The sequence below is a fragment of the Rhodopseudomonas telluris genome, assembly GCF_042432815.1.
GTDB lineage: Bacteria > Pseudomonadota > Alphaproteobacteria > Rhizobiales > Xanthobacteraceae > Rhodopseudomonas > Rhodopseudomonas telluris.
On the sequence record NZ_JBHLWM010000001.1, the window covers coordinates 1,259,692 to 1,278,802 of the forward strand.

Annotated in this window: 15 protein-coding genes; 13 read left to right on the forward strand and 2 right to left on the reverse strand. The window is 65.4% G+C overall.

The window, feature by feature from the left end:
- Nucleotides 1–31 precede the first annotated feature (31 nt).
- The 7 genes from ACFFJ6_RS05750 (at nt 32) to ACFFJ6_RS05780 (ending at nt 10,352) form a co-directional block, all read left to right on the forward strand.
- Entirely contained in the window at nt 32–1,735 is a 1,704-nt protein-coding gene (locus ACFFJ6_RS05750; protein WP_378385256.1) for a methyl-accepting chemotaxis protein, read from the forward strand.
- A gap of 63 nt (nt 1,736–1,798) precedes the next feature.
- The gene (locus tag ACFFJ6_RS05755) at nt 1,799–3,181 is read left to right on the forward strand and encodes an ethanolamine ammonia-lyase subunit EutB (RefSeq protein WP_378385258.1); all 1,383 of its coding nucleotides are present in this window, start codon (nt 1,799–1,801) and stop codon (nt 3,179–3,181) included.
- 249 nt (nt 3,182–3,430) lie between these two features.
- A complete protein-coding gene (gene hpnP, locus ACFFJ6_RS05760; RefSeq protein WP_378385260.1) occupies nt 3,431–5,014 on the forward strand; it encodes a hopanoid C-2 methylase in 1,584 nt (527 codons plus the stop codon).
- A gap of 60 nt (nt 5,015–5,074) precedes the next feature.
- A complete protein-coding gene (gene eutC / locus ACFFJ6_RS05765; RefSeq protein WP_378385262.1) occupies nt 5,075–5,851 on the forward strand; it encodes an ethanolamine ammonia-lyase subunit EutC in 777 nt (258 codons plus the stop codon).
- Nucleotides 5,852–6,153: 302 nt separating this feature from the next.
- Nucleotides 6,154–8,520 carry an efflux RND transporter permease subunit gene (locus ACFFJ6_RS05770; protein ID WP_378385264.1) on the forward strand — a complete coding sequence of 789 codons (2,367 nt, stop codon included), beginning with the start codon at nt 6,154–6,156 and terminating at the stop codon, nt 8,518–8,520.
- Between the two features lie 119 nt (nt 8,521–8,639).
- Nucleotides 8,640–9,977 (forward strand): acyclic terpene utilization AtuA family protein, encoded by a 1,338-nt coding sequence (locus ACFFJ6_RS05775; RefSeq protein ID WP_378385266.1) that lies wholly within the window; start codon nt 8,640–8,642, stop codon nt 9,975–9,977.
- Nucleotides 9,978–10,025: 48 nt separating this feature from the next.
- Nucleotides 10,026–10,352: an AtuA-related protein gene (locus tag ACFFJ6_RS05780; RefSeq protein ID WP_378385268.1), complete on the forward strand. Its 327-nt coding sequence runs from the start codon at nt 10,026–10,028 to the stop codon at nt 10,350–10,352.
- 227 nt (nt 10,353–10,579) lie between these two features.
- Here ACFFJ6_RS05780 and ACFFJ6_RS05785 read toward each other — a convergent pair whose 3' ends face one another.
- A complete protein-coding gene (locus ACFFJ6_RS05785) occupies nt 10,580–11,080 on the reverse strand; it encodes a hypothetical protein (protein ID WP_378385270.1) in 501 nt (166 codons plus the stop codon).
- A gap of 400 nt (nt 11,081–11,480) precedes the next feature.
- On the opposite strand from ACFFJ6_RS05785, the gene ACFFJ6_RS05790 reads away from it, so the two are divergent.
- From ACFFJ6_RS05790 to ACFFJ6_RS05815, 6 genes are all read left to right on the forward strand, one after another.
- A complete protein-coding gene (locus ACFFJ6_RS05790; protein ID WP_378385272.1) occupies nt 11,481–11,726 on the forward strand; it encodes a hypothetical protein in 246 nt (81 codons plus the stop codon).
- 256 nt (nt 11,727–11,982) lie between these two features.
- A complete protein-coding gene (gene hpnC / locus ACFFJ6_RS05795) occupies nt 11,983–12,861 on the forward strand; it encodes a squalene synthase HpnC (RefSeq protein WP_378385274.1) in 879 nt (292 codons plus the stop codon).
- Entirely contained in the window at nt 12,858–13,697 is an 840-nt protein-coding gene (gene hpnD / locus ACFFJ6_RS05800) for a presqualene diphosphate synthase HpnD (protein ID WP_378385276.1), read from the forward strand. The genes hpnC and hpnD overlap by 4 nt, the downstream gene beginning before the upstream one ends.
- A complete protein-coding gene (gene hpnE / locus ACFFJ6_RS05805; RefSeq protein WP_378385278.1) occupies nt 13,697–14,947 on the forward strand; it encodes a hydroxysqualene dehydroxylase HpnE in 1,251 nt (416 codons plus the stop codon). Before hpnD ends, hpnE begins: the two co-directional genes overlap by 1 nt.
- Before the next feature lie 46 nt (nt 14,948–14,993).
- Nucleotides 14,994–16,958: a squalene--hopene cyclase gene (gene shc, locus ACFFJ6_RS05810; RefSeq protein WP_378385280.1), complete on the forward strand. Its 1,965-nt coding sequence runs from the start codon at nt 14,994–14,996 to the stop codon at nt 16,956–16,958.
- Nucleotides 16,955–17,692, forward strand: coding sequence for a phosphorylase (locus ACFFJ6_RS05815; protein WP_378385282.1), 738 nt, complete (start codon nt 16,955–16,957; stop codon nt 17,690–17,692). Before shc ends, ACFFJ6_RS05815 begins: the two co-directional genes overlap by 4 nt.
- Nucleotides 17,693–17,939: 247 nt before the next feature.
- Here ACFFJ6_RS05815 and hpnH read toward each other — a convergent pair whose 3' ends face one another.
- Entirely contained in the window at nt 17,940–19,100 is a 1,161-nt protein-coding gene (gene hpnH / locus ACFFJ6_RS05820) for an adenosyl-hopene transferase HpnH (RefSeq protein WP_378385284.1), read from the reverse strand.
- Nucleotides 19,101–19,111: the final 11 nt, after the last annotated feature.

Sequence of the window (19,111 nt, forward strand, 5' to 3'; positions counted from 1 at the left end):
GTTTGGCGCGAGACGAAACACGGCTTTCGATATGGGGCGCGGGATGAAGACCATCGGGCTGTCGTGGAAGGTGCAACTCGCACCCGCTCTGCTCGTGCTGGCGCTGCTGGGGATCGGCGGTTTCGCTCTCCAATCGCTGCGCGTCAATCAACAGAGCGTCGATGCGTTGATCTCCGGGCCGGTGCGCCTGGCTGAGCAGGCGGGCGAGCTCAACAACGCGGCGTGGACCGCGCATGCCAAGCTCTACCGGCTTGCCGCCACCGCCGCCAACGAGAGCGACGACGCCAAGCTTGCCGCAGTATCGAAAGAGGCCGGCGCCGCGCTGGCGCAAATTCCGGCCGCGCTTTCGGATGTCGAACAGGCGCTCGGAAGCGCCGCGGCGCTGCCGCCTTTCCAGAAGCTCAAGGCCGCCACCGCGGCCTATCAGAAGCAGGCCAAGAACGCGATCGAGATGGCCGACGGCGACGCCGGTTCGGCGATGCTGTTCATCAAAAGCGCGGAGAAGAGCTTCGCCGAAATCGACTCGTTGATCAGCGACCTGATCGTCGCCAGCAATGAGAGCCGCGATCGCGAGATCGCTCGCTCGGCGATCGCACTGGATCGCCAGCAATGGATGCTTGGCGCGATCCTGCTCGGCGTCTCCTTCGTGGGGATCCTGATCTCGGTCCTGATCGGCCGTGGCATTGCCAAGCCCGTGCTGGCGATGTCCGGTGCGATGCACGAGCTGGCCTCCGGGAATTTCGGCGTGAAACTGCCGGGGCTTGAGCGCGGCGATGAGGTCGGCCGAATGGCGCGCGCCGTCGAGGAGTTCAAGCTGCAGGCGGTCGCCAAGGCGGAACGCGAGCACGCCGAGCGTGAGCAGCAGGAGCGCGAGGCCGCGGCGGGCCGCCGCGCCGAACTGCATCAGCTCGCCGACGGCTTCGAGGCCGCGGTGGGGCAGATCATCGAGACGGTCGGCACGGCGTCGCGTGAACTCGAGCATTCGGCCGATGCGCTCGCCAAGGGCAGCGCCGCAACGCAGCAACTGTCTCACGTGGTGGCGGCGGCCTCGACCGAAACCTCGCAGAATGTCCAGTCGGTGGCGTCGGCCGCGCAGCAGATGAATGCCTCGGTCGCGGAAGTCGGCCGTCAGGTCCGCGAGTCGCGGAACATCGCTGCCGAAGCGGTGACGCAGGCCGAGCAGACCGACAGCCGGATCGGCAAGCTGGCAGAGGCCGCGACCCGGATCGGCGACGTCACCCAGCTCATCAATACGATCGCGGAGCAGACCAATCTGCTCGCGCTCAACGCCACGATCGAAGCCGCGCGTGCCGGCGAGGCCGGCCGCGGCTTCGCCGTGGTGGCACAGGAGGTGAAGGTGCTGGCCGAGCAGACCTCCAAGGCGACCGGAGAGATCAGCGCCCAGATCAACGAAATCCAGTCCGCGACGCGCGAGTCGGTGGTCGCCATCAAGGAGATCGGCGGCACCATCGGACGGGTCGCACACATCGCCTCGACCATCGCGGCGGCCGTCGACGAGCAGGGAACTGCGACGCAGGGAATCTCGCACAGCGTGCAACAGGCGGCAGCCGGCACCAACCAGGTTGCGACCAGTATCGCGGACGTCAACCGCGGCGCGGCCGACACCGGCGAGGCATCGTCACGCGTGCTGACCTCTGCGCAAATGTTGTCCAGCGAAAGTGGCCGTTTGCGCGCCGAAGTGCAAAAATTTCTCGCAACCGTCCGGGTCGCGTAGCTCTCGTCCCGATGCTAGCTTCCCGCGTTGCCAGCGCCCATGAGCGTGGCACGCGAGGATGTCATGAGCTATCGTCACGCTATCGGCAACGTCACCTACGTCTTCGACAATTTGCGGGATCTGCTTGCCAAGGCCACCCCGCCGCGCTCCGGTGATCGTCTCGCCGGCGTCGCAGCCGAGAGCGCCGAGCAGATGGTCGCGGCACGTATGGCGCTTGCGGAAGTGCCGTTGCGCCGCTTCCTCGACGAGACCGTGATTCCTTACGAAGACGACGAGGTGACGCGGCTGATCGTCGACAGCCACGATGCGCAGGCGTTCGGGCCGGTCGCGTCGCTCACCGTCGGCGGATTTCGCGACTGGCTGCTGTCCGACGCTGCAACCTCGGTGACGCTGGCGTCGATCGCCCGCGGCGTGACGCCCGAGATGGCGGCGGCGGTGTCCAAGCTGATGCGCAATCAGGACCTCATCCTGGTCGCCAAGAAGTGCAGCAACATCACCCGTTTCCGCAACACCATCGGTTTGCCGGGCCGGATGAGCGTGCGGCTGCAGCCGAACCATCCGTTCGACGATGCCCGCGGCATCACCGCATCGACGCTCGACGGCCTTCTGCTCGGCGCCGGCGATGCCTGCATCGGCATCAATCCGGCGAGCGATGATCCGGCCGTGCTCGGCCATCTGGTGCGGCTGCTCGACGACGTGATCACGCGGCTCGATATTCCCACCCAGAGTTGCGTGCTGACGCACGTCACCACCTCGCTGAAGCTGATGGAGGAGGGCGCGCCGGTTGATCTCGTGTTCCAGTCGATCGCCGGCACCGAAGCTGCCAATCGCAGCTTCGGCATCGACCTGGCGATCCTCAAGGAAGCACACGAGGCCGGGCTGGCACTGAAGCGCGGCACGGTCGGCGACAATGTCATGTATTTCGAGACGGGGCAGGGCTCCGCGCTGTCCGCGAATGCCCATCACGGCGTCGATCAGCAGACCTGCGAGGCCCGCGCCTACGCCGTCGCCCGCGCGTATGCGCCGTTGCTGGTCAACAGCGTGGTCGGCTTCATCGGCCCCGAATATCTCTACGACGGCAAGGAGATCATCCGCGCCGGGCTGGAGGACCATTTCTGCGGCAAGCTGCTCGGCCTGCCGCTCGGTGTCGACATTTGCTACACCAACCACGCCGAAGCCGACCAGGACGACATGGACACGCTGCTGACGCTGCTGGCGACGGCCGGCGTCAGCTTCATCATGGGCGTCCCCGGCGCCGACGATGTCATGCTGAATTACCAGTCCACCTCGTTTCACGACGCGCTGTACGTCCGAGATCTGCTCGGCCTGAAACGGGCGCCGGAATTCGACGTCTGGCTGGTGCGCGCCGGCCTTGCGAACCCGGATTTTCGCCTCACAGCGGCCGATGGCCGCCTGCCGGACTTCGCCGCCCGCCTGATCGCCTGAGGCCCGCCGCCGCCGCAAGGCAAAGGCTTTGCGGAATCGCCGGCAAAGAAATCGGTGGCCGTGCCAATTGTGCCGTGATTAGATCGGCATAGCGCGCCTGCGACCGGTATTGTTTTGGGGATTTCGGAACCAGATTCGTCATTGGAAGTTATGGCAGACGGCTTGAATTAAGCCCGTCATTCGAACCGTTCCCGCGCTCCGGCTAACAATCAAGGACGGGTTTCCAGAATTTGTTCCTTGGGGAGTCTGATGAGAGCTGAGTCCGGCAATACCAGCCGTCGCATTCTGTGCGTCTTTCCACGCTACACTAAGTCGTTCGGCACTTTTCAGAACTCCTACCCCCTGATGGACGGCGTTGCCGCCTTCATGCCGCCGCAGGGCCTGTTGGTGATCGCGGCTTATCTCCCCGAAGACTGGTCGGTTCGCTTCATCGACGAGAACATTCGCGCCGCGACCCCGGCCGATTTCGAATGGGCGGACGCGGTGTTCGTCAGCGGCATGCACATCCAGCGCCAGCAGATGACCGACATCTGCCGGCGTGCGCATGATTACGATCTGCCGGTGGCGATCGGCGGTCCCTCGGTCAGCGCCTGCCCGGATCATTACCCGAATTTCGACTATCTGCACGTCGGCGAGCTCGGCGACGCCACCGATCAGTTGATCGCGCGGCTGGCGCACGATGTCACCCGGCCGCCGCGGCAGATCGTGTTCACCACCGAAGATCGGCTGGACATGACGCTGTTTCCGATCCCGGCCTATGAGCTGGCGGAATGCAGCAAATATCTGCTCGGCAGCGTGCAATATTCGTCGGGCTGCCCGTATCAATGCGAATTCTGTGACATCCCGGGGCTGTACGGCCGCAATCCGCGGCTGAAGACGCCCGAGCAGATCATCACCGAACTCGACCGCATGGTCGAATGCGGCGTTCGCGGCTCGGTGTACTTCGTCGACGACAATTTCATCGGCAACCGCAAGGCCGCGCTCGACCTGCTGCCGCATCTGGTCGAGTGGCAGAAGCGCACCGGCTTCCAGCTGCAGCTCGCCTGCGAGGCGACGCTGAACATCGCCAAGCGACCGGAGATCCTGTCGCTGATGCGCGAGGCGTATTTCTGCACGATCTTCTGCGGCATCGAAACGCCTGACCCGACCGCGCTCAAGGCGATGCACAAGGACCACAACATGATGGTCCCGATCCTCGAAGGCGTGCGGACGATATCGAGCTACGGCATCGAAGTGGTGTCGGGCATCATTCTCGGCCTCGACACCGACACGCCGGAGACCGGCGAATTCCTGATGCAGTTCATCGAGCAGTCGCAGATTCCGCTGCTCACCATCAACCTGCTGCAGGCGCTGCCGAAGACGCCGCTGTGGGACCGGCTGGAGCGCGAAGGCCGGCTGGTCCACGACGACAATCGCGAGTCCAATGTCGACTTCCTGCTGCCGCACGACCAGGTCGTGACGATGTGGAAGGACTGCATGGCGCGGGCCTACGAGCCCGAGTCGCTGCTGAAGCGTTACGAGTATCAGATCGAGAACGCCTACGCGACACGCCTGCATCCGCGGACGCCGCAGCGTGCCTCCAAGGCGAACATCAAGCGCGGCATGATCATGTTGCGCAACATCATCTGGCAGATCGGCATTCGCGGCGACTACAAGCTGGCGTTCTGGAAGTTCGCGCTGAAGCGCCTGATCCGTGGCGACATCGAAAACCTGCTGCTGGTGATGGTGGTGGCTCACCATCTGATCATCTATGCGCGCGATGCGTCGCGTGGCCAAGCCAACGCGTCCAACTATTCGATCCGGCTGCGTGAAGCCTCGGTGCCGGCGGAGTAGCGGGATGGCGGTTGTTTTCTCCTGTCGTCCGGCGCCGCGCGGGCCGCAAAGGGTGCAAGCATGACTTCGTCTTCGATGACTCCGCGCTCCTTCACCGATCTGCGCCGCCTCACCCCGGCGCGGGTGGCGCTGGGGCGATCCGGCGTCAGCCTGACCACCGACGCGCTGCTGGATTTCACGCTGGCTCATGCCCGGGCGAGGGATGCGGTGCATGCGCCGTTCGATGGCGAGGGGATCGCCGCCGATCTCGGGGCGCTCGGATTGACGCCGTTGCAGGTTGCGAGCCGGGCGGGCAGCCGTCGGGACTACCTGGCGCGGCCCGATCTCGGCCGCCAGCTCGATCCGTCCGCCCGGGCCGTGCTGGAGCCGCAGGCCTCGGCCGCCGATCTGGCGATCGTGGTCGGCGACGGCCTGTCGCCGGTGGCGGTCTCGGCTCAGGCCGTCGAGGTGGTCCGCCGTCTGCTGCCGCGGCTCGCCGCCGCGGGCATCAGCGTTGGCCCTGCGGTCGTTGCCACCGGCGCCCGGGTGGCGCTTGGCGACGAGATTGGCGCGCTGCTCGGCGCCCGGATCGTGCTGGTGTTGATCGGGGAGCGCCCTGGCTTGTCGGCGCCGGCCAGCCTCGGCGCCTATGTGACGCTCGGACCCAAACTCGGCCTCACCGACGCGGACCGCAATTGTGTCTCGAACATTCACGCCGCCGGCATTTCGGCCGACGAGGCCGCGTTCAAGATCGCGTGGCTGGTGCGTGAGGCGCTGTCACGGGGCGTGTCCGGTGTTGCCCTGAAGGACGAAAGCGGGGAAGGTGCCTCCGCACCGGAGCTGACGGCGCCCGTGTGACGCGCGGCATGGCGACGGATCGCGCGGGCCGCGCGAATCTGATCGAGTGTGCCCCGTGTGCTCCCTCGCAGGGGGCCTCAGGGCTGTACTCCACACCACGAATTCATCCCATGTCGTCACGGAAGGCAGCGTTTTCGAGCGAAGTGGTGTCCGGTTCGCATCACGAAAACGCGTCGAAATTATCCTAGAGCGCCGGGTCTGATTCGATCAGAACCGGCATGCTCGGCGTCTTTCGGTGCGACAACGTCGCAATCGTGCCGGAATTGTCGCGGACTTGGACGATCGCCAGAACGGAACAGAGCATGCTGCACAAGAACGTCAACGACGCCGAAGTCGACGAGTTGAAGCGCAGAAGGCTCAGCATCGCCTTCGGGCTCGAGCGGATGGGGCTGATCGCCGTCCGCGCGCCCATCCTGTCCTGCCTGATCCTCGTCGCGCTGGTTGTGGCCGCCATTTTCGGCATCCAGCGGATCAAGATCGACGATTCGCTGAGCCAGCTGTTCCGGTCCGACACCAAGGAATTCAAGCAGTACGAAGAGGTCACCAAGCGCTTCCCCTCGACCGAATACGACGTGCTGGTGGTGGTCGAAGGCAAGACGCTGCTCGAGCGCGAAAACCTCGAAAAGGTGCGCGACCTCGTCACCGATCTGCAGCTCGTCGACGGCGTGCGCGGCCTGATCTCGCTGTTCTCGGCGCGGCAGGCGCCGGAGCCCGGCAAGCTGCCCGCCGCGCTGTTTCCGAACGAGCTGCCGGAAGGCGAGGCGTACGACAAGTTCATCCAGACCGTGAAGAGCAACGAGATCATCCGCGGCAAGCTGCTGTCTGAGGACGGGACGCTCGCGCTGATCGTGCTGTCGCTGTCGCCCGAGATCGTCAGCAACAACAAGTTGTCGACGACCATCGGCGAAATCCGCAAGGTGATGGCCGAGGATCTCGAAGGCAGCAATCTGTCGCGGCAGTTGTCCGGCGTGCCGGTGATGCAGCTCGAAATCCGCAACGCGGTCGAGCGCGACGGTCTGATCTACAACATCGCCGGCATCCTGGCCGGCTGCATCATCGCCATCCTGTTCTTCCGCAAGATCTCATTCATGGTGATCGCGGCATTCCCGCCGCTGCTGGCGATCCTGCTGTCACTGGGCGTGCTTGGTTGGGCCGGCTTCAGCCTCAACATGTTCCTCAACGTGATGACGCCGCTGATCATGGTGATCAGTTTCGCGGACTCGATGCAGCTCACCTTCGCGGCCAGAGACCGGCTGATCGCCGGCGAGGACAAATACACGGCGTTCAGGAACGCCGTGCTCGTGGTCGGGCCCGCCTGCGTGCTGACCCACGCCACCGCCGGCATTTCCTTCATCGCGCTGCAGTTCTCCGATTCCGAACTGATCCGCGCCTTCGGCGAGGCGGGCCTCGTCGCCACCGTGATCGCATTGATCGCGGTGCTGTCGCTGGTGCCGGTGTTCGGCGTGCTGCTGGTCCGCCACGAGCAGGCCTTCGCGGCCAAGTTCCAGAGCGCCGACCTCGGCGTCAACGCGCTGCGCCGGTTCTGCGCGTTCATCGCGGTGCGGATGGTCGGTCATCCCGGGCTATTCAGCGTGCTGGCGCTGCTGCTGGTCGGCGGACTCGGCGTGATCTACGCCAACCTCGAGCCGCGCTACCGGCTCGCCGATCAGGTGCCCGACAAGGAGCAGGCGGTTCAGGCCAGCGACCGGCTCGACGCCAAGCTGACCGGCGCCAATCCGATCGACGTGCTGATCGAATTCCCCAAGGGCCAGACGCTGTACTCGCCTGAAACCCTGCAGGTCATTGCCGACGTTCACAGCATGGTCGAGAAGCAGGCCGGCGTCGGCAACGTCTGGTCGCTGGAGACGCTGCGGCGCTGGCTCGCCGAGAAGGCGCACACCAACGACGTCGCGACGCTGAAAGAATATGTCGACGTCATCCCGGAGCATCTGACGCGGCGCTTCATCTCCGCCGACCAGACCGCGGTGGTGGTGTCAGGCCGCGTGCCGGATCTGGACTCCGCGCAGATCCTGCCGGTGGTGCAGAAACTCGACCACGCGCTGGATACGGTGCGCAAGAAGTATCCGGGCTATGAAGTCGCGGTCACCGGTCTGTCGGCGATCGCCGCGCGCAACAGCGCCGACATGATCTCCAAGCTCAACCACGGTCTCACCATCGAATTCCTGCTGGTCGCGGTGTTTATCGGGCTCGCCTTCCGCTCCGTGGTGGTGATGCTGGCCTGCATCCTGCCGGGCATCTTCCCGGTGGTGCTGTCAGGAACGCTGCTCTGGCTGATGGGCGAGGGGCTGCAATTCGCCAGCGTGGTGGCGCTGACGGTGTCGTTCGGCCTCGGCCTGAGCGCGACCATTCACTTCCTCAACCGGCTGCGGCTCGAAAGTCCGCCGGGCACCAGCGCCGCGCTGGCGGTCGAGCGTGCGACCGTGCTGGTCGGCCCGGCGCTGATCCTGACCACGGTGGTGCTGGCCTGCGGCCTCGGCGTCACGGTGTTCTCGGATCTGCCGTCGCTGCGGCTATTCGGCTGGCTCAGCGCCTTCGCCATGGTGGCGGCGCTGATCGCCGACCTGTTCATCCTGCGTCCGACTGCGATGTGGCTGATCAGCACGGCCGAACGGCTGCGCGGTGCGCGCAAGGCGGGCTCGGTGATCTGACGACGTCGGTCGGCCGAACGCAGGCGGATTTCGTCGGGACACAGCGAAGCTACGGGTGGTGATGACATTCGCCTCCCTGGCCTTCGGCATCTGTCCGCCCTGACCATGGAGGTGCCCGCGTGAGAACCATCAGGATCGGCTCCGGCGCGGGCTATTCGGGCGACCGCATCGAGCCCGCGGTCGAACTCGCCGAAAAAGGTGACATCCAGTATCTCGGCTTCGAGTGCCTCGCCGAGCGGACGATCGCGCTGGCGCAGCAGGACAAGTTGAAGAACCCGCAAGCCGGCTTCGATCCGCTGCTGGAGCGGCGGATGCGCGCCGTGCTGCCGATCTGCAAGGCCAGAGGCATCAAGGTCATCACCAATATGGGCGCCGCCAATCCGCGCGCCGCGGCGATGGCGACGGCGCGGATCGCCAAGGATCTCGGCGTGAAGACGCCGAAGATCGCCGCGGTGGCCGGCGACGATGTGCTGGACGCATGCCGCGACGGCAATCTGCCGTTCCTGGAGTTCGAGGGTCGCGTCGGCGACCTCGGCAACCGGTTGTTGTCGGCCAACGCCTATCTCGGCGCCGAGCCGATCGTTCGGGCGCTGGAAGCGGGCGCCGACGTCGTGATCACCGGCCGCGTCAGCGATCCGGCACTGTTCCTGGCGCCGCTGATCCACGAATTCGGCTGGGCGCTCGACGACTGGGACCGGCTCGGCAAGGGCGTCCTGGTCGGCCATCTGCTTGAGTGCGCCGGCCAGATCACCGGCGGCTACTTCGCAGATCCGGGCTTCAAGGATATCAAGGGTCTGGCGCGGCTCGGCTTCCCGATCGGCGAGGTCAGTGAAGATGGCAACGTCGTCATCACCAAGGTGGCGGACTCTGGTGGCGCGGTGACGGAGGCGACCTGCAAGGAGCAGTTGCTGTACGAGATCCACGATCCGGCCAACTACATTCAGCCAGACGTCATCGCGGATTTTTCGCAGGTCCGGATCGAGCAGGTTGGTCCCGATCGCGTCCGCGTCTCCGGCGCCACCGGCAAACCAGCCAGCGACACGTTCAAGACCTCGGTCGGTTTCATCGACAGCTATGTGGGTGAGGGGCAGATGTCCTATGCGGGCCCCGGCGCGGTTGCCCGGGCGCGGCTCGCGCTCGATATCGTTCGCGAGCGGCTCGCGCTCTGCGGCGTTCCGCTCGACGAGGTTCGCTACGACCTGATCGGCATCGACGCGCTGCATGGCGCCGAACTGTCGAGGCAGCACGAGCCCTACGAGGTCCGAATCCGCGTCGCCGGCCGCACGGCCAACCGCGAGGACGCGGTGCTGGTCGGCAACGAGGTTGAGACGCTCTACACTAACGGGCCGGCCGGCGGTGGCGGGGCTTTCAAGGCGACGCGCGAAGTGATCGCAGTGGCATCGGTGCTGGTGCCGAAGAAGCTAGCGTCGCCGACGCTGCAGATGTTCGACGTGTAATCGGCCCGCGCCGCGGCCTGCCTGCGATATAATCCGGAGATTTCCGCCATGAAGCTGCGCGATCTCGCTCATTCCCGCACCGGCGACAAGGGCAACACCTCGAACATCTCGGTGATCGCCTTCGATCCGGCGAACTACGCATTTCTCCGCGAGCATGTGACGCCGGAGCGCGTCAAGGCGCTGTTCGCCGGCATCGTCCACGGCGAGGTCACGCGCTACGAGTTGCCCAACATCGCCGCGCTGAACTTCGTGCTGACCAACGCGCTAGGCGGCGGCGTCACGCGCTCGCTCGCGCTCGACGCCCACGGCAAGAGCCTCAGCTCGGCGTTGCTGGAGCTTGAATTGCCGGAGCAGGGCGCCGCGGAGTCGATCTGAGGCGCGTCCTGGCGGGCTGCCCGCCAACGATCTCGCAGAGCGCAGAGTTTGCGTTCGTCATGGCCGGGCTTGTGCCGGCCATCCACGCCTTTGGCGCGGTTATTCAGCAAGGCGTGGATGCCCGGCACAAGGCCGGGTATGACGAGAGCATCGCTCAAAACCAAAAGCCCCGGACGATCCGTCCGGGGCTTCAGTGTTTCAATTCGGTGCATACGAAGGGCGTGCGATCAGCCGCCCTTCGTCATACTGATGTTGACGCCGCGGATGTCGCCCTTGGAGCTGATCGCGACCGACTGCTTGTTGCCGCGCGTGGTGAGCGAGATGCTGGCGGCGAAGCCGGCAGCCTCGACGAACACCTCGATGGTGCCGCCGCCGGCCTTGCCCTGCAGGTTGCCGTTGATGTTGCGGCTGGATTCGCTCCAGTTGCCGGAGATGCGGTCGCCGTTGCTGGCGACGTCCGCGGACAGGTCGAACTTGTAGCTGTCGCTGGCGCAGCGCAGCGTCTGGGCGAGCTGGTTGCCGCCGCCGCCGACCTTGTAGGTGGCGCGGCAGCGGATCCGCTCTTTCGTTCCGTCGGACAGCGCGACGGTGCCGGTGCCGGACCACGCGCCCTCGAAGCCTGCGAACGGCCCCTCGGCGTAGCTGGCCGAGGCCGACAGCAGCATCGCAGCGGCGACGCCAGCGGCCTTCAGCGCATGAAGCGAAGAGGATGAACGAAGCAGTGTCATTCTTGTCTACCCCTGAAAAGATCGTGCCGAAACGACGCTGCGCCGTATCAGCCTGTTAGTGTCTTTGCGTACCGACAGGTTCAAATCAAATAATATCGCGCTTGGTTCCGTGCAAACGAACCCGGCGAAAAGCAAACCGGGAGTGTAGCACGCCGGCAACGGCCGGCCGCGCGTGGAACAGGCCGCAATTGTCGCAAATTCGCAACGTCCCGCGAAGAAATCCTTGGGTCTTCCGACTGCATTTGAAACATGGTCGCATGTGTCGCAGTATCGGCGCAAATTCGGCCGCATTCGGGGCTGAAAGGCTCTATATCCCGAGTCGATCGCGCTTCGCAGCCGCTGGCTCCGCATTGCCGCTAATCGACGCTTGATTCAATCCCCGCACCACCGAAGGAAGAAAATGCATAAGATCTTGGTTGCGCTGACGTTGCTGCTCGTCCCGGTGTCGACCGGCGCCTATGCTCAACAGCAACAGCAGCAGCGCAGCGGAACGCCCGAAGAGCAGGCCGCCTGCTCGCGGGACGTGTCGCGTCACTGCCGTGCACTGATGGACCAGGGCGATTTCGCCATCCTCGCCTGCCTCAAGGAAAACCGTCCGAAGATCAGCCGCGCCTGCAACCAGGTGTTGCTCAATCACGGCCAATAATCGCATTCGTCGGGCGGGCGGGCCGATGGCCCGCTGCGTCTTTGCGGTTACGATCTGAGGCGGGAGTTGTCTGGTCGCAACCGGCCCGCGTCAATATCGTTGGTTTCACCGGCGAATTTCCCGTATATGGCGTGCGCGAACGGATCAGCCCGGGATACCGGGAGGGTCCGTTCGCGGCGTTTTTCCATGTCCGAACTTGAGCGTCCGACCTCGGGTGTCCGGACGTCCATGTCCGAAGCGAGCGTTAGCCAGAACGATGACGTCTGCGAGCGAATTGCGATCCGGCAAGACCCACCGGGACGAGAACTTCCCGGTCGCGTCGTGGATCATCCATCCGCGGCATCGCGAGTTGATTCTGGCCTTTTATAATTTCGTCCGGACCGCCGACGACATCGCCGATCATGCGATGCTCGATGCGCCGACCAAGCTCAGCTTTCTCGATCTGCTCGAAGCCGAATTGCTCGGCCGCGGCGAGACCCAGGCCGAGGCGGTGATTCTGCGCAAGGCGCTGGCGGCGCGCGGGATGCCGCCGCGCCACGCACTCGATCTGCTGACCGCCTTCCGGATGGACGTCACCAAGCTGCGTTACGAAGACTGGGACGAGGTGATCCACTATTGCCGTTATTCGGCGATGCCGGTGGGCCGCTTCATGCTCGACGTCCATGGCGAGAGCACATCGACCTGGCCGGCCTCCGATGCGCTGTGCGCGGGCCTCCAGATCAACAACCACCTGCAGGATTGCGGCAAGGACTATCGCAATCTCAACCGCGTTTACCTTCCGCGCGATGCGCTGGACGCAGTCGGCGCCAAGGTCGATGAGCTTGGCTTGCTGAAGTCCTCGCCGGCGCTGCTGCAATGCCTGCAGGGCCTGGCCGCGCGCAACGACGTACTGCTCGGCGAGGGCCGCCCGCTGGCCGGTGAGGTCAAGGACTTCCGCCTCGGGCTCGAAGTCTCGGTCATCCAGAGCTTCGCCGATCGTATCGTCAAGATGTTGAAGGTGCGCGATCCGCTGAGCGAGCGCGTGCATCTGAAGCCGATCGAATTTCTGTTCGCCTCGGTCGGCGCGCTCGGATCGGAAATCGCACGCCGCACCTTCGGAAGGGGGCCGGTGTCGAAGCCGGCGCCGCGCGCATGACCATGCAAACCACGTCCGATCCCGCCGAGCACCAGGGCGTCGCCGTCGGCAGCTCCTTCTACGCAGCGATGCGCATCCTGCCGCGTCCACAGCGCGAGGCAATGTTCCAGGTCTACAGCTTCTGCCGCTTTGTCGACGATATCGCCGATTCCGATCAGCCGCGCGACGTGCGGGCCGCCGGCCTGCAGCGCTGGCGCGATGATATCGACGCGCTGTACCGCGGTTCGCCGCCGCCGCGGCTCGCGGACTATCAGCAGTCGGTCCGCGCCTTCGGGCTGAAGCGCGAGGATTTCCTTGCGATCATCGACGGCATGGAAATGGATGTCACCGCCGACATCCGTGCGCCCAGCGACGCGACGCTTGATCTCTACTGCGATCGGGTCGCCAGCGCAGTTGGCCGGCTGTCGGTACGGATTTTCGGGCTGCCGGAGCAGGACGGCATCCTGCTGGCGCACCATCTCGGGCGCGCGCTGCAGCTCACCAACATCCTGCGCGACATCGACGAGGACGCCGGCCTCGGCCGGCTGTATCTGCCGCGCGAGGGCCTGCTTGCGGCCGGCATCAGCAGCCTCGATCCGATGACGGTCGCAGAGGATCCGGCGCTGCCGAACGTCTGCGCCCCGCTGGTCGCGCGGGCGCTCAAGCATTTCGACGCGGCCGACGTGGTGATGAGCCGCAATCCGCGTCGCGTGGTCAAGGCGCCGCGGATCATGGGCAAGTACTACTTCTCGATTCTTCAACTGCTGATCGCGCGCGGCTTTGCGCCGCCGCGGGCGCCGGTCAAGCTCGGCAAGGCGGCGAAGATCGGCATTCTTCTGCAATACGCGATCGTGTGATGTCGAAAACCGTTCACGTCATTGGTGCTGGAATCTCCGGTCTTGCGGCCGCGACCCGGCTCGCCCGCAAGGGCTTCACCGTCCGGGTTCACGAAGCGATGCAGCAGGCCGGCGGCCGCTGCCGCTCGTATTTCGATGCCCAGACCAATCTGGTGATCGACAACGGCAACCATCTGCTGCTGTCGGGCAACCATGCCGCGCGCGACTATGCGCGCTCGATCGGCACGGAGGCGGGGCTGGTCGGCCCGGCCGGTGCCGAGTTCGACTTCATGGATCTGAAGTCGAATGCGCGCTGGAATCTCGATCTCGGCAGCGGCCGGCTGCCGCTGTGGCTGTTCGATGCCAAGCGCCGCGTGCCGGACACCGCGATCAGCGATTATCTCGCGCTGGCTCCCCTGATGTGGGCGCCGACCAGCAAGCTGATCGGCGATACCATCCCGTGCTGCGGTCCGCTCTACGATCGCCTGGTGGCGCCGCTGCTGCTCGCCGCGCTGAACGTCGATCCGCCGGAAGGTTCGGCTGGGCTTGCCGGCGCCGTGGTGCGCGAGACCCTAATGGCGGGCGGCCAGGCTTGCCGGCCTTTGATCGCCCGCGACGGCCTGAGCGCCGTGCTGGTCGAGCCGGCGGTCGAGTTGCTCAAGCGTAGCGGTCCCGGGGTACAGTTCGGCCATGAGCTCCGGTCGTTCACCGCCGCGGGCGACCGCGTCGGGGGGCTGAATTTCGGCGGCGAGGACGTGGTGACGGTCGGTCCGGACGATGCCGTGGTGCTGGCGGTGCCGCCGCGCCCGGCTGCGTCCCTGCTGCCAGGCCTGACGACGCCGCAGAAGTACCGGGCGATCGTCAACGCCCATTTCGCCTATGCGCCGCCGCCCGGCATGCCGGCGCTGACCGGCGTGATCGGCGGCGTCGTGGAGTGGCTGTTCGCTTTCCCGAACCGGTTGTCGGTGACCATCAGCAACGGCGACCGTCTCGTCGATGCCCCGCGCGATCAGCTCGCGGCGGAAATCTGGGCCGAGATCTGCAAGGTCGCCGGTATCACGGCGAATCTACCGCCGTGGCAAATTGTCCGCGAGCGTCGTGCGACCTTCGAGGCTACACCGGCCCAGAACGCCCTGCGTCCAGGGCCGGTCACCCAGTGGAAAAACCTGTTCCTCGCAGGCGATTGGACTGATACGGGGTTGCCGGCCACCATCGAAGGGTCGGTCCGGTCAGGCAATCGCGCCGCGGATCTGGTGCTGGCACGGGGCTAGGCCCGGGCGGTTTCGCCGGGCCGGTGACCACGGAGACGACGAAAAAATGGATTCCGGCATTTACAGTTCGGGCGCTGAACGCGGCAGGACGCTGGAGGCGTCGATCGACGCCGCACGCAGTGCCTTGATGGGCTTCCGGCGCAACGACGGCCACTGGGTCTTCGAACTCGAGGCGGACGCGACGATCCCGGCCGAGTACGTGCTGATGCGCCATTTCCTCGGCGAGCCTGTCGCCACCGAGCTTGAGGCCAAGATCGCCGTCTATCTGCGCCGCACCCAGGGCGCGCATGGTGGCTGGCCGCTGGTTCACGAAGGCGACTTCGACATGAGCGCCAGCGTGAAGGCCTATTTCGCGCTGAAGATGATCGGCGACGACATCGATGCGCCGCACATGGTGCGCGCCCGTGAGGCGATCCGCTCGCGCGGCGGGGCGATCCACAGCAACGTATTCACGCGCTTCATGCTGGCCATGTACGGCGTCACCACGTGGCGCGCCGTACCGGTGCTGCCGGTGGAGATCATGCTGCTGCCGAAATGGTCGCCATTTACGTTGACCAAGATCTCGTACTGGGCGCGCACCACCATCGTGCCGTTGATGGTGCTGTCGGTGCTGAAGCCGCTGGCGCGCAACGCCAAGGGCGTCGGCATCGATGAGCTGTTCCTGCAGGATCCGAAATCGATTGGCCTGCTGGCCAAGGCGCCGCATCAGAACGCCTTTCTGTTCAAGCTGTTTGGTTCGATCGACGCGGTGCTGCGGGCGATCGAGCCGTTCATGCCGAAGAAATATCGCAAGCTCGCGATGGAGAAGGCGTTGGCGTTCCTCGAAGAGCGCCTCAACGGCGAGGACGGCATCGGGGCGATCTTCCCGCCGATGGCCAATGCCGTGATGATGTACGACGCGCTCGGCTACGGCGAGGACTATCCGCCGCGGGCCTGCCAGCGCCGCGGCATCGAGCTGCTGCTGGTCGATCGTGGCGACGAGGCCTACTGCCAGCCCTGCGTCTCGCCGATCTGGGATACGGCGTTGGCCAGCCACGCGGTGTTCGAGGCTGATCGCGCGGAGGGGGCTCAATCGGTGCGGCCGTCGCTCGATTGGCTGCTGCCGCGCCAGGTGCTCGACCTCAAGGGCGACTGGGCCGCCAAGGCGCCGGACGTCCGTCCGGGTGGTTGGGCGTTCCAGTACAACAACGGCCACTATCCCGACCTCGACGACACCGCCGTGGTGGTGATGGCGCTCGACCGCGCCCGCAAGGACGCGCCGAATCCGGCCTACGACACCGCCATCGCCCGCGCTCGTGAGTGGATCGAGGGGATGCAGAGCGACGACGGCGGCTGGGCTGCCTTCGACGTGAACAACACCGAGTATTATTTGAACAACATCCCGTTCTCGGACCACGGCGCGCTGCTCGATCCGCCGACTGAGGACGTGACCGCACGCTGCGTGTCGATGCTGGCGCAACTCGGCGAGACACCCGAGTCGAGCCCGGCCGTGGCGCGCGGCGTCGAATATCTGCGCAAGACGCAGCTCCCGGACGGGTCGTGGTACGGCCGCTGGGGCCTCAATTACGTGTACGGAACGTGGTCGGTGCTGTGCGCGCTGAATGCCGCGGGCGTGGACCATCAGGACCCGGCGATCCGCAAGGCGGTCGAGTGGCTGGCCTCCATCCAGAACCCGGACGGCGGCTGGGGCGAGGATGCGGTCAGCTACCGTCTGGACTACCGGGGCTACGAAAGGTCAGCCTCCACGGCCTCGCAGACGGCATGGGCCTTGCTTGCGTTGATGGCTGCAGGGGAAGTCGATCATCCAGCCGTCGCGCGCGGGATTGAGTACCTAAAAGGCACACAGACCGAAAAAGGACTCTGGGACGAGCAGCGCTACACCGGTACGGGCTTTCCGCGCGTGTTTTATCTGCGTTATCATGGCTACTCAAAGTTCTTTCCGCTCTGGGCGCTGGCGCGGTATCGAAATTTGAGATCCACGAACAGCAAGGTCGTAGGGGTCGGAATGTGATTCTGGGGGCTAGGAATGAAGCGGTTGCGGACAGGGATCCGCGGCCGGTTCTGATCGTGACGGGGCTGATACAGGAAGCGCGTATCGCAGAGGGTCCGGGTCTTACCGTGATCTGCAGCAGTAGCGATCCGAAGCAGTTGCGCCGCATGATGGCGAGCTTCGACGCCACCTCGATCCGGGGTGTCATCAGCTTCGGCGTGGCCGGCGGTCTCGACCCGTCGCTCAAGGCCGGCGATGTCGTCATCGCGACGGAAGTTGTGGCGGGTGAACGCCGCTGGGCCTCGGAAGTTTCCCTGAGCGACGAATTATTGCGAAGCGCCGGTCTCGGCCGGCAGCGCGTCGTACGCGGCGGGCTGGTCGGCGTCGAAGCCGTGGTGGCTGCTCGCGATTCCAAGGCGGCGCTGCGGTCGGAGACGGGCGCGGCTGCGGTGGACATGGAAAGCCACATCGCTGCCGACTACGCCGCTGCGGCCAATCTGCCGTTCGCGGCGCTCCGGGTGATCAGCGACCCTGCCAATCGCAGCCTGCCACAGGTGGTCTCCACCGCGATCAAGCCGAATGGTGACGTCGATCTGCGCAAGGTGCTGCGTGGCCTCGCGCGTCACCCCACGTCGATCCGCTCGCTGGTGACCACCGGGATCGACTTCAATCGCGCGCTCCGCAGCCTGCGCGGCTGCCGCAGCTTCATGATGGACGCCGTTCTCGGCCGCGCCGGTCTCGTCGCCGAGGCCTGACGCTCGCACGAGCCCCTCACCAATGTCACCGCCCGGCTCGACCGGGCGATCCAGTAACCCATAGCCTCGGCGACCATTCGCGACGCTCTGGGATACTGGATCCCCGCTTTCGCGGGGATGACAGCCGAGCGCGGGGATGACCGCCGCGGCACTGGCCGAGCATCCGAGACCGCCCCATCCCATCCCATCCCAAACAAAAAGCGCGGCCCGTGGGCCGCGCTTTTTTATTTGTGAGCTGCTTCCGCGATTAGGCCGCGGTAGAGGCCTGCGGCTGGCGCTTGTCCTTGGCCTCGGAGGCTTCGTCGCGACGGATCTCGGACAGCTTCTTCTGTACCTGCTCGGAGAAGATGTACTGAGCGGGGCGCTGCTTCGACAGGTCGATCTCGGGCGCCATCGGACCCGAGGTCCGGATGCCGCGAATCGCCACCCAGGCGGCCTTCAGCGGGTTGTTGAGCGAGGCGGCCGCGGCGGTCGGCTCGTAGCCGCAATGCGCCATGCAGTCCGCGCACTTCTCGTACTTGCCGGTGCCGTAGGTGTCCCAATCGGTGGTTTCCATCAGCTCCTTGAAGGTCTTGGTGTAGCCTTCACCGAGCAGATAGCAGGGCTTCTGCCAGCCGAAAATGTTACGCGCGGGCATGCCCCACGGGGTGCATTCGAACGACTGGTTGCCGGCCAGGAAGTCCAGGAACAGGCCGGAGTGCATGAAGTTCCACTTCTTGCCCTTGCCCAGCGCGAACACGTCGCGGAACAGGTTCTTGGTCTTGGTGCGGTTCAGGAAGTGCTCCTGATCCGGCGCGCGCTCATAGGCATAGCCCGGCGACATCGAGACGCCGACGCCCAGCTCTGCGGTGAAATCGAGGAACTTGGCGATCTCTTCGGCCGGATGGTTGTCGAAGATCGTCGCGTTGACGTTGACTGCGAAGCCGCGCGCCTTAGCGGCCTTAATGGCCGACACCGCGCGATCGAACACGCCCTTCTGCGACACCGCCTGATCGTGGTGCTCCTTGAGGCCGTCGAGATGCACCGAGAAGAACAAGTAGGGCGAGGGCTCGAACAGATCGAGCTTCTTCTCGAGCAGCAGCGCGTTGGTGCACAGCGACACGAACTTCTTGCGTGCCACCAAGCCGCGCACGATCTCGCCGATCTCCTTGTGGATCAGCGGTTCGCCGCCCGGGATGGCGACCATCGGCGCACCGCATTCCTCGGCGGCGTCCCAGCACTCCTGCGCGGTCATGCGGCGGTTCAGGATCGCATCGGGGTAATCGATCTTGCCGCAGCCGACGCAGGCGAGGTTGCAGCGGAACAACGGCTCGAGCATCAGCACCAGCGGATAACGCTTACGTCCCAGCAGCTTCTGCTTGAGCAGGTAGCTGCCGATCACGATCTCCTTGTGAAACGGTATTGCCATTACGTGTACTT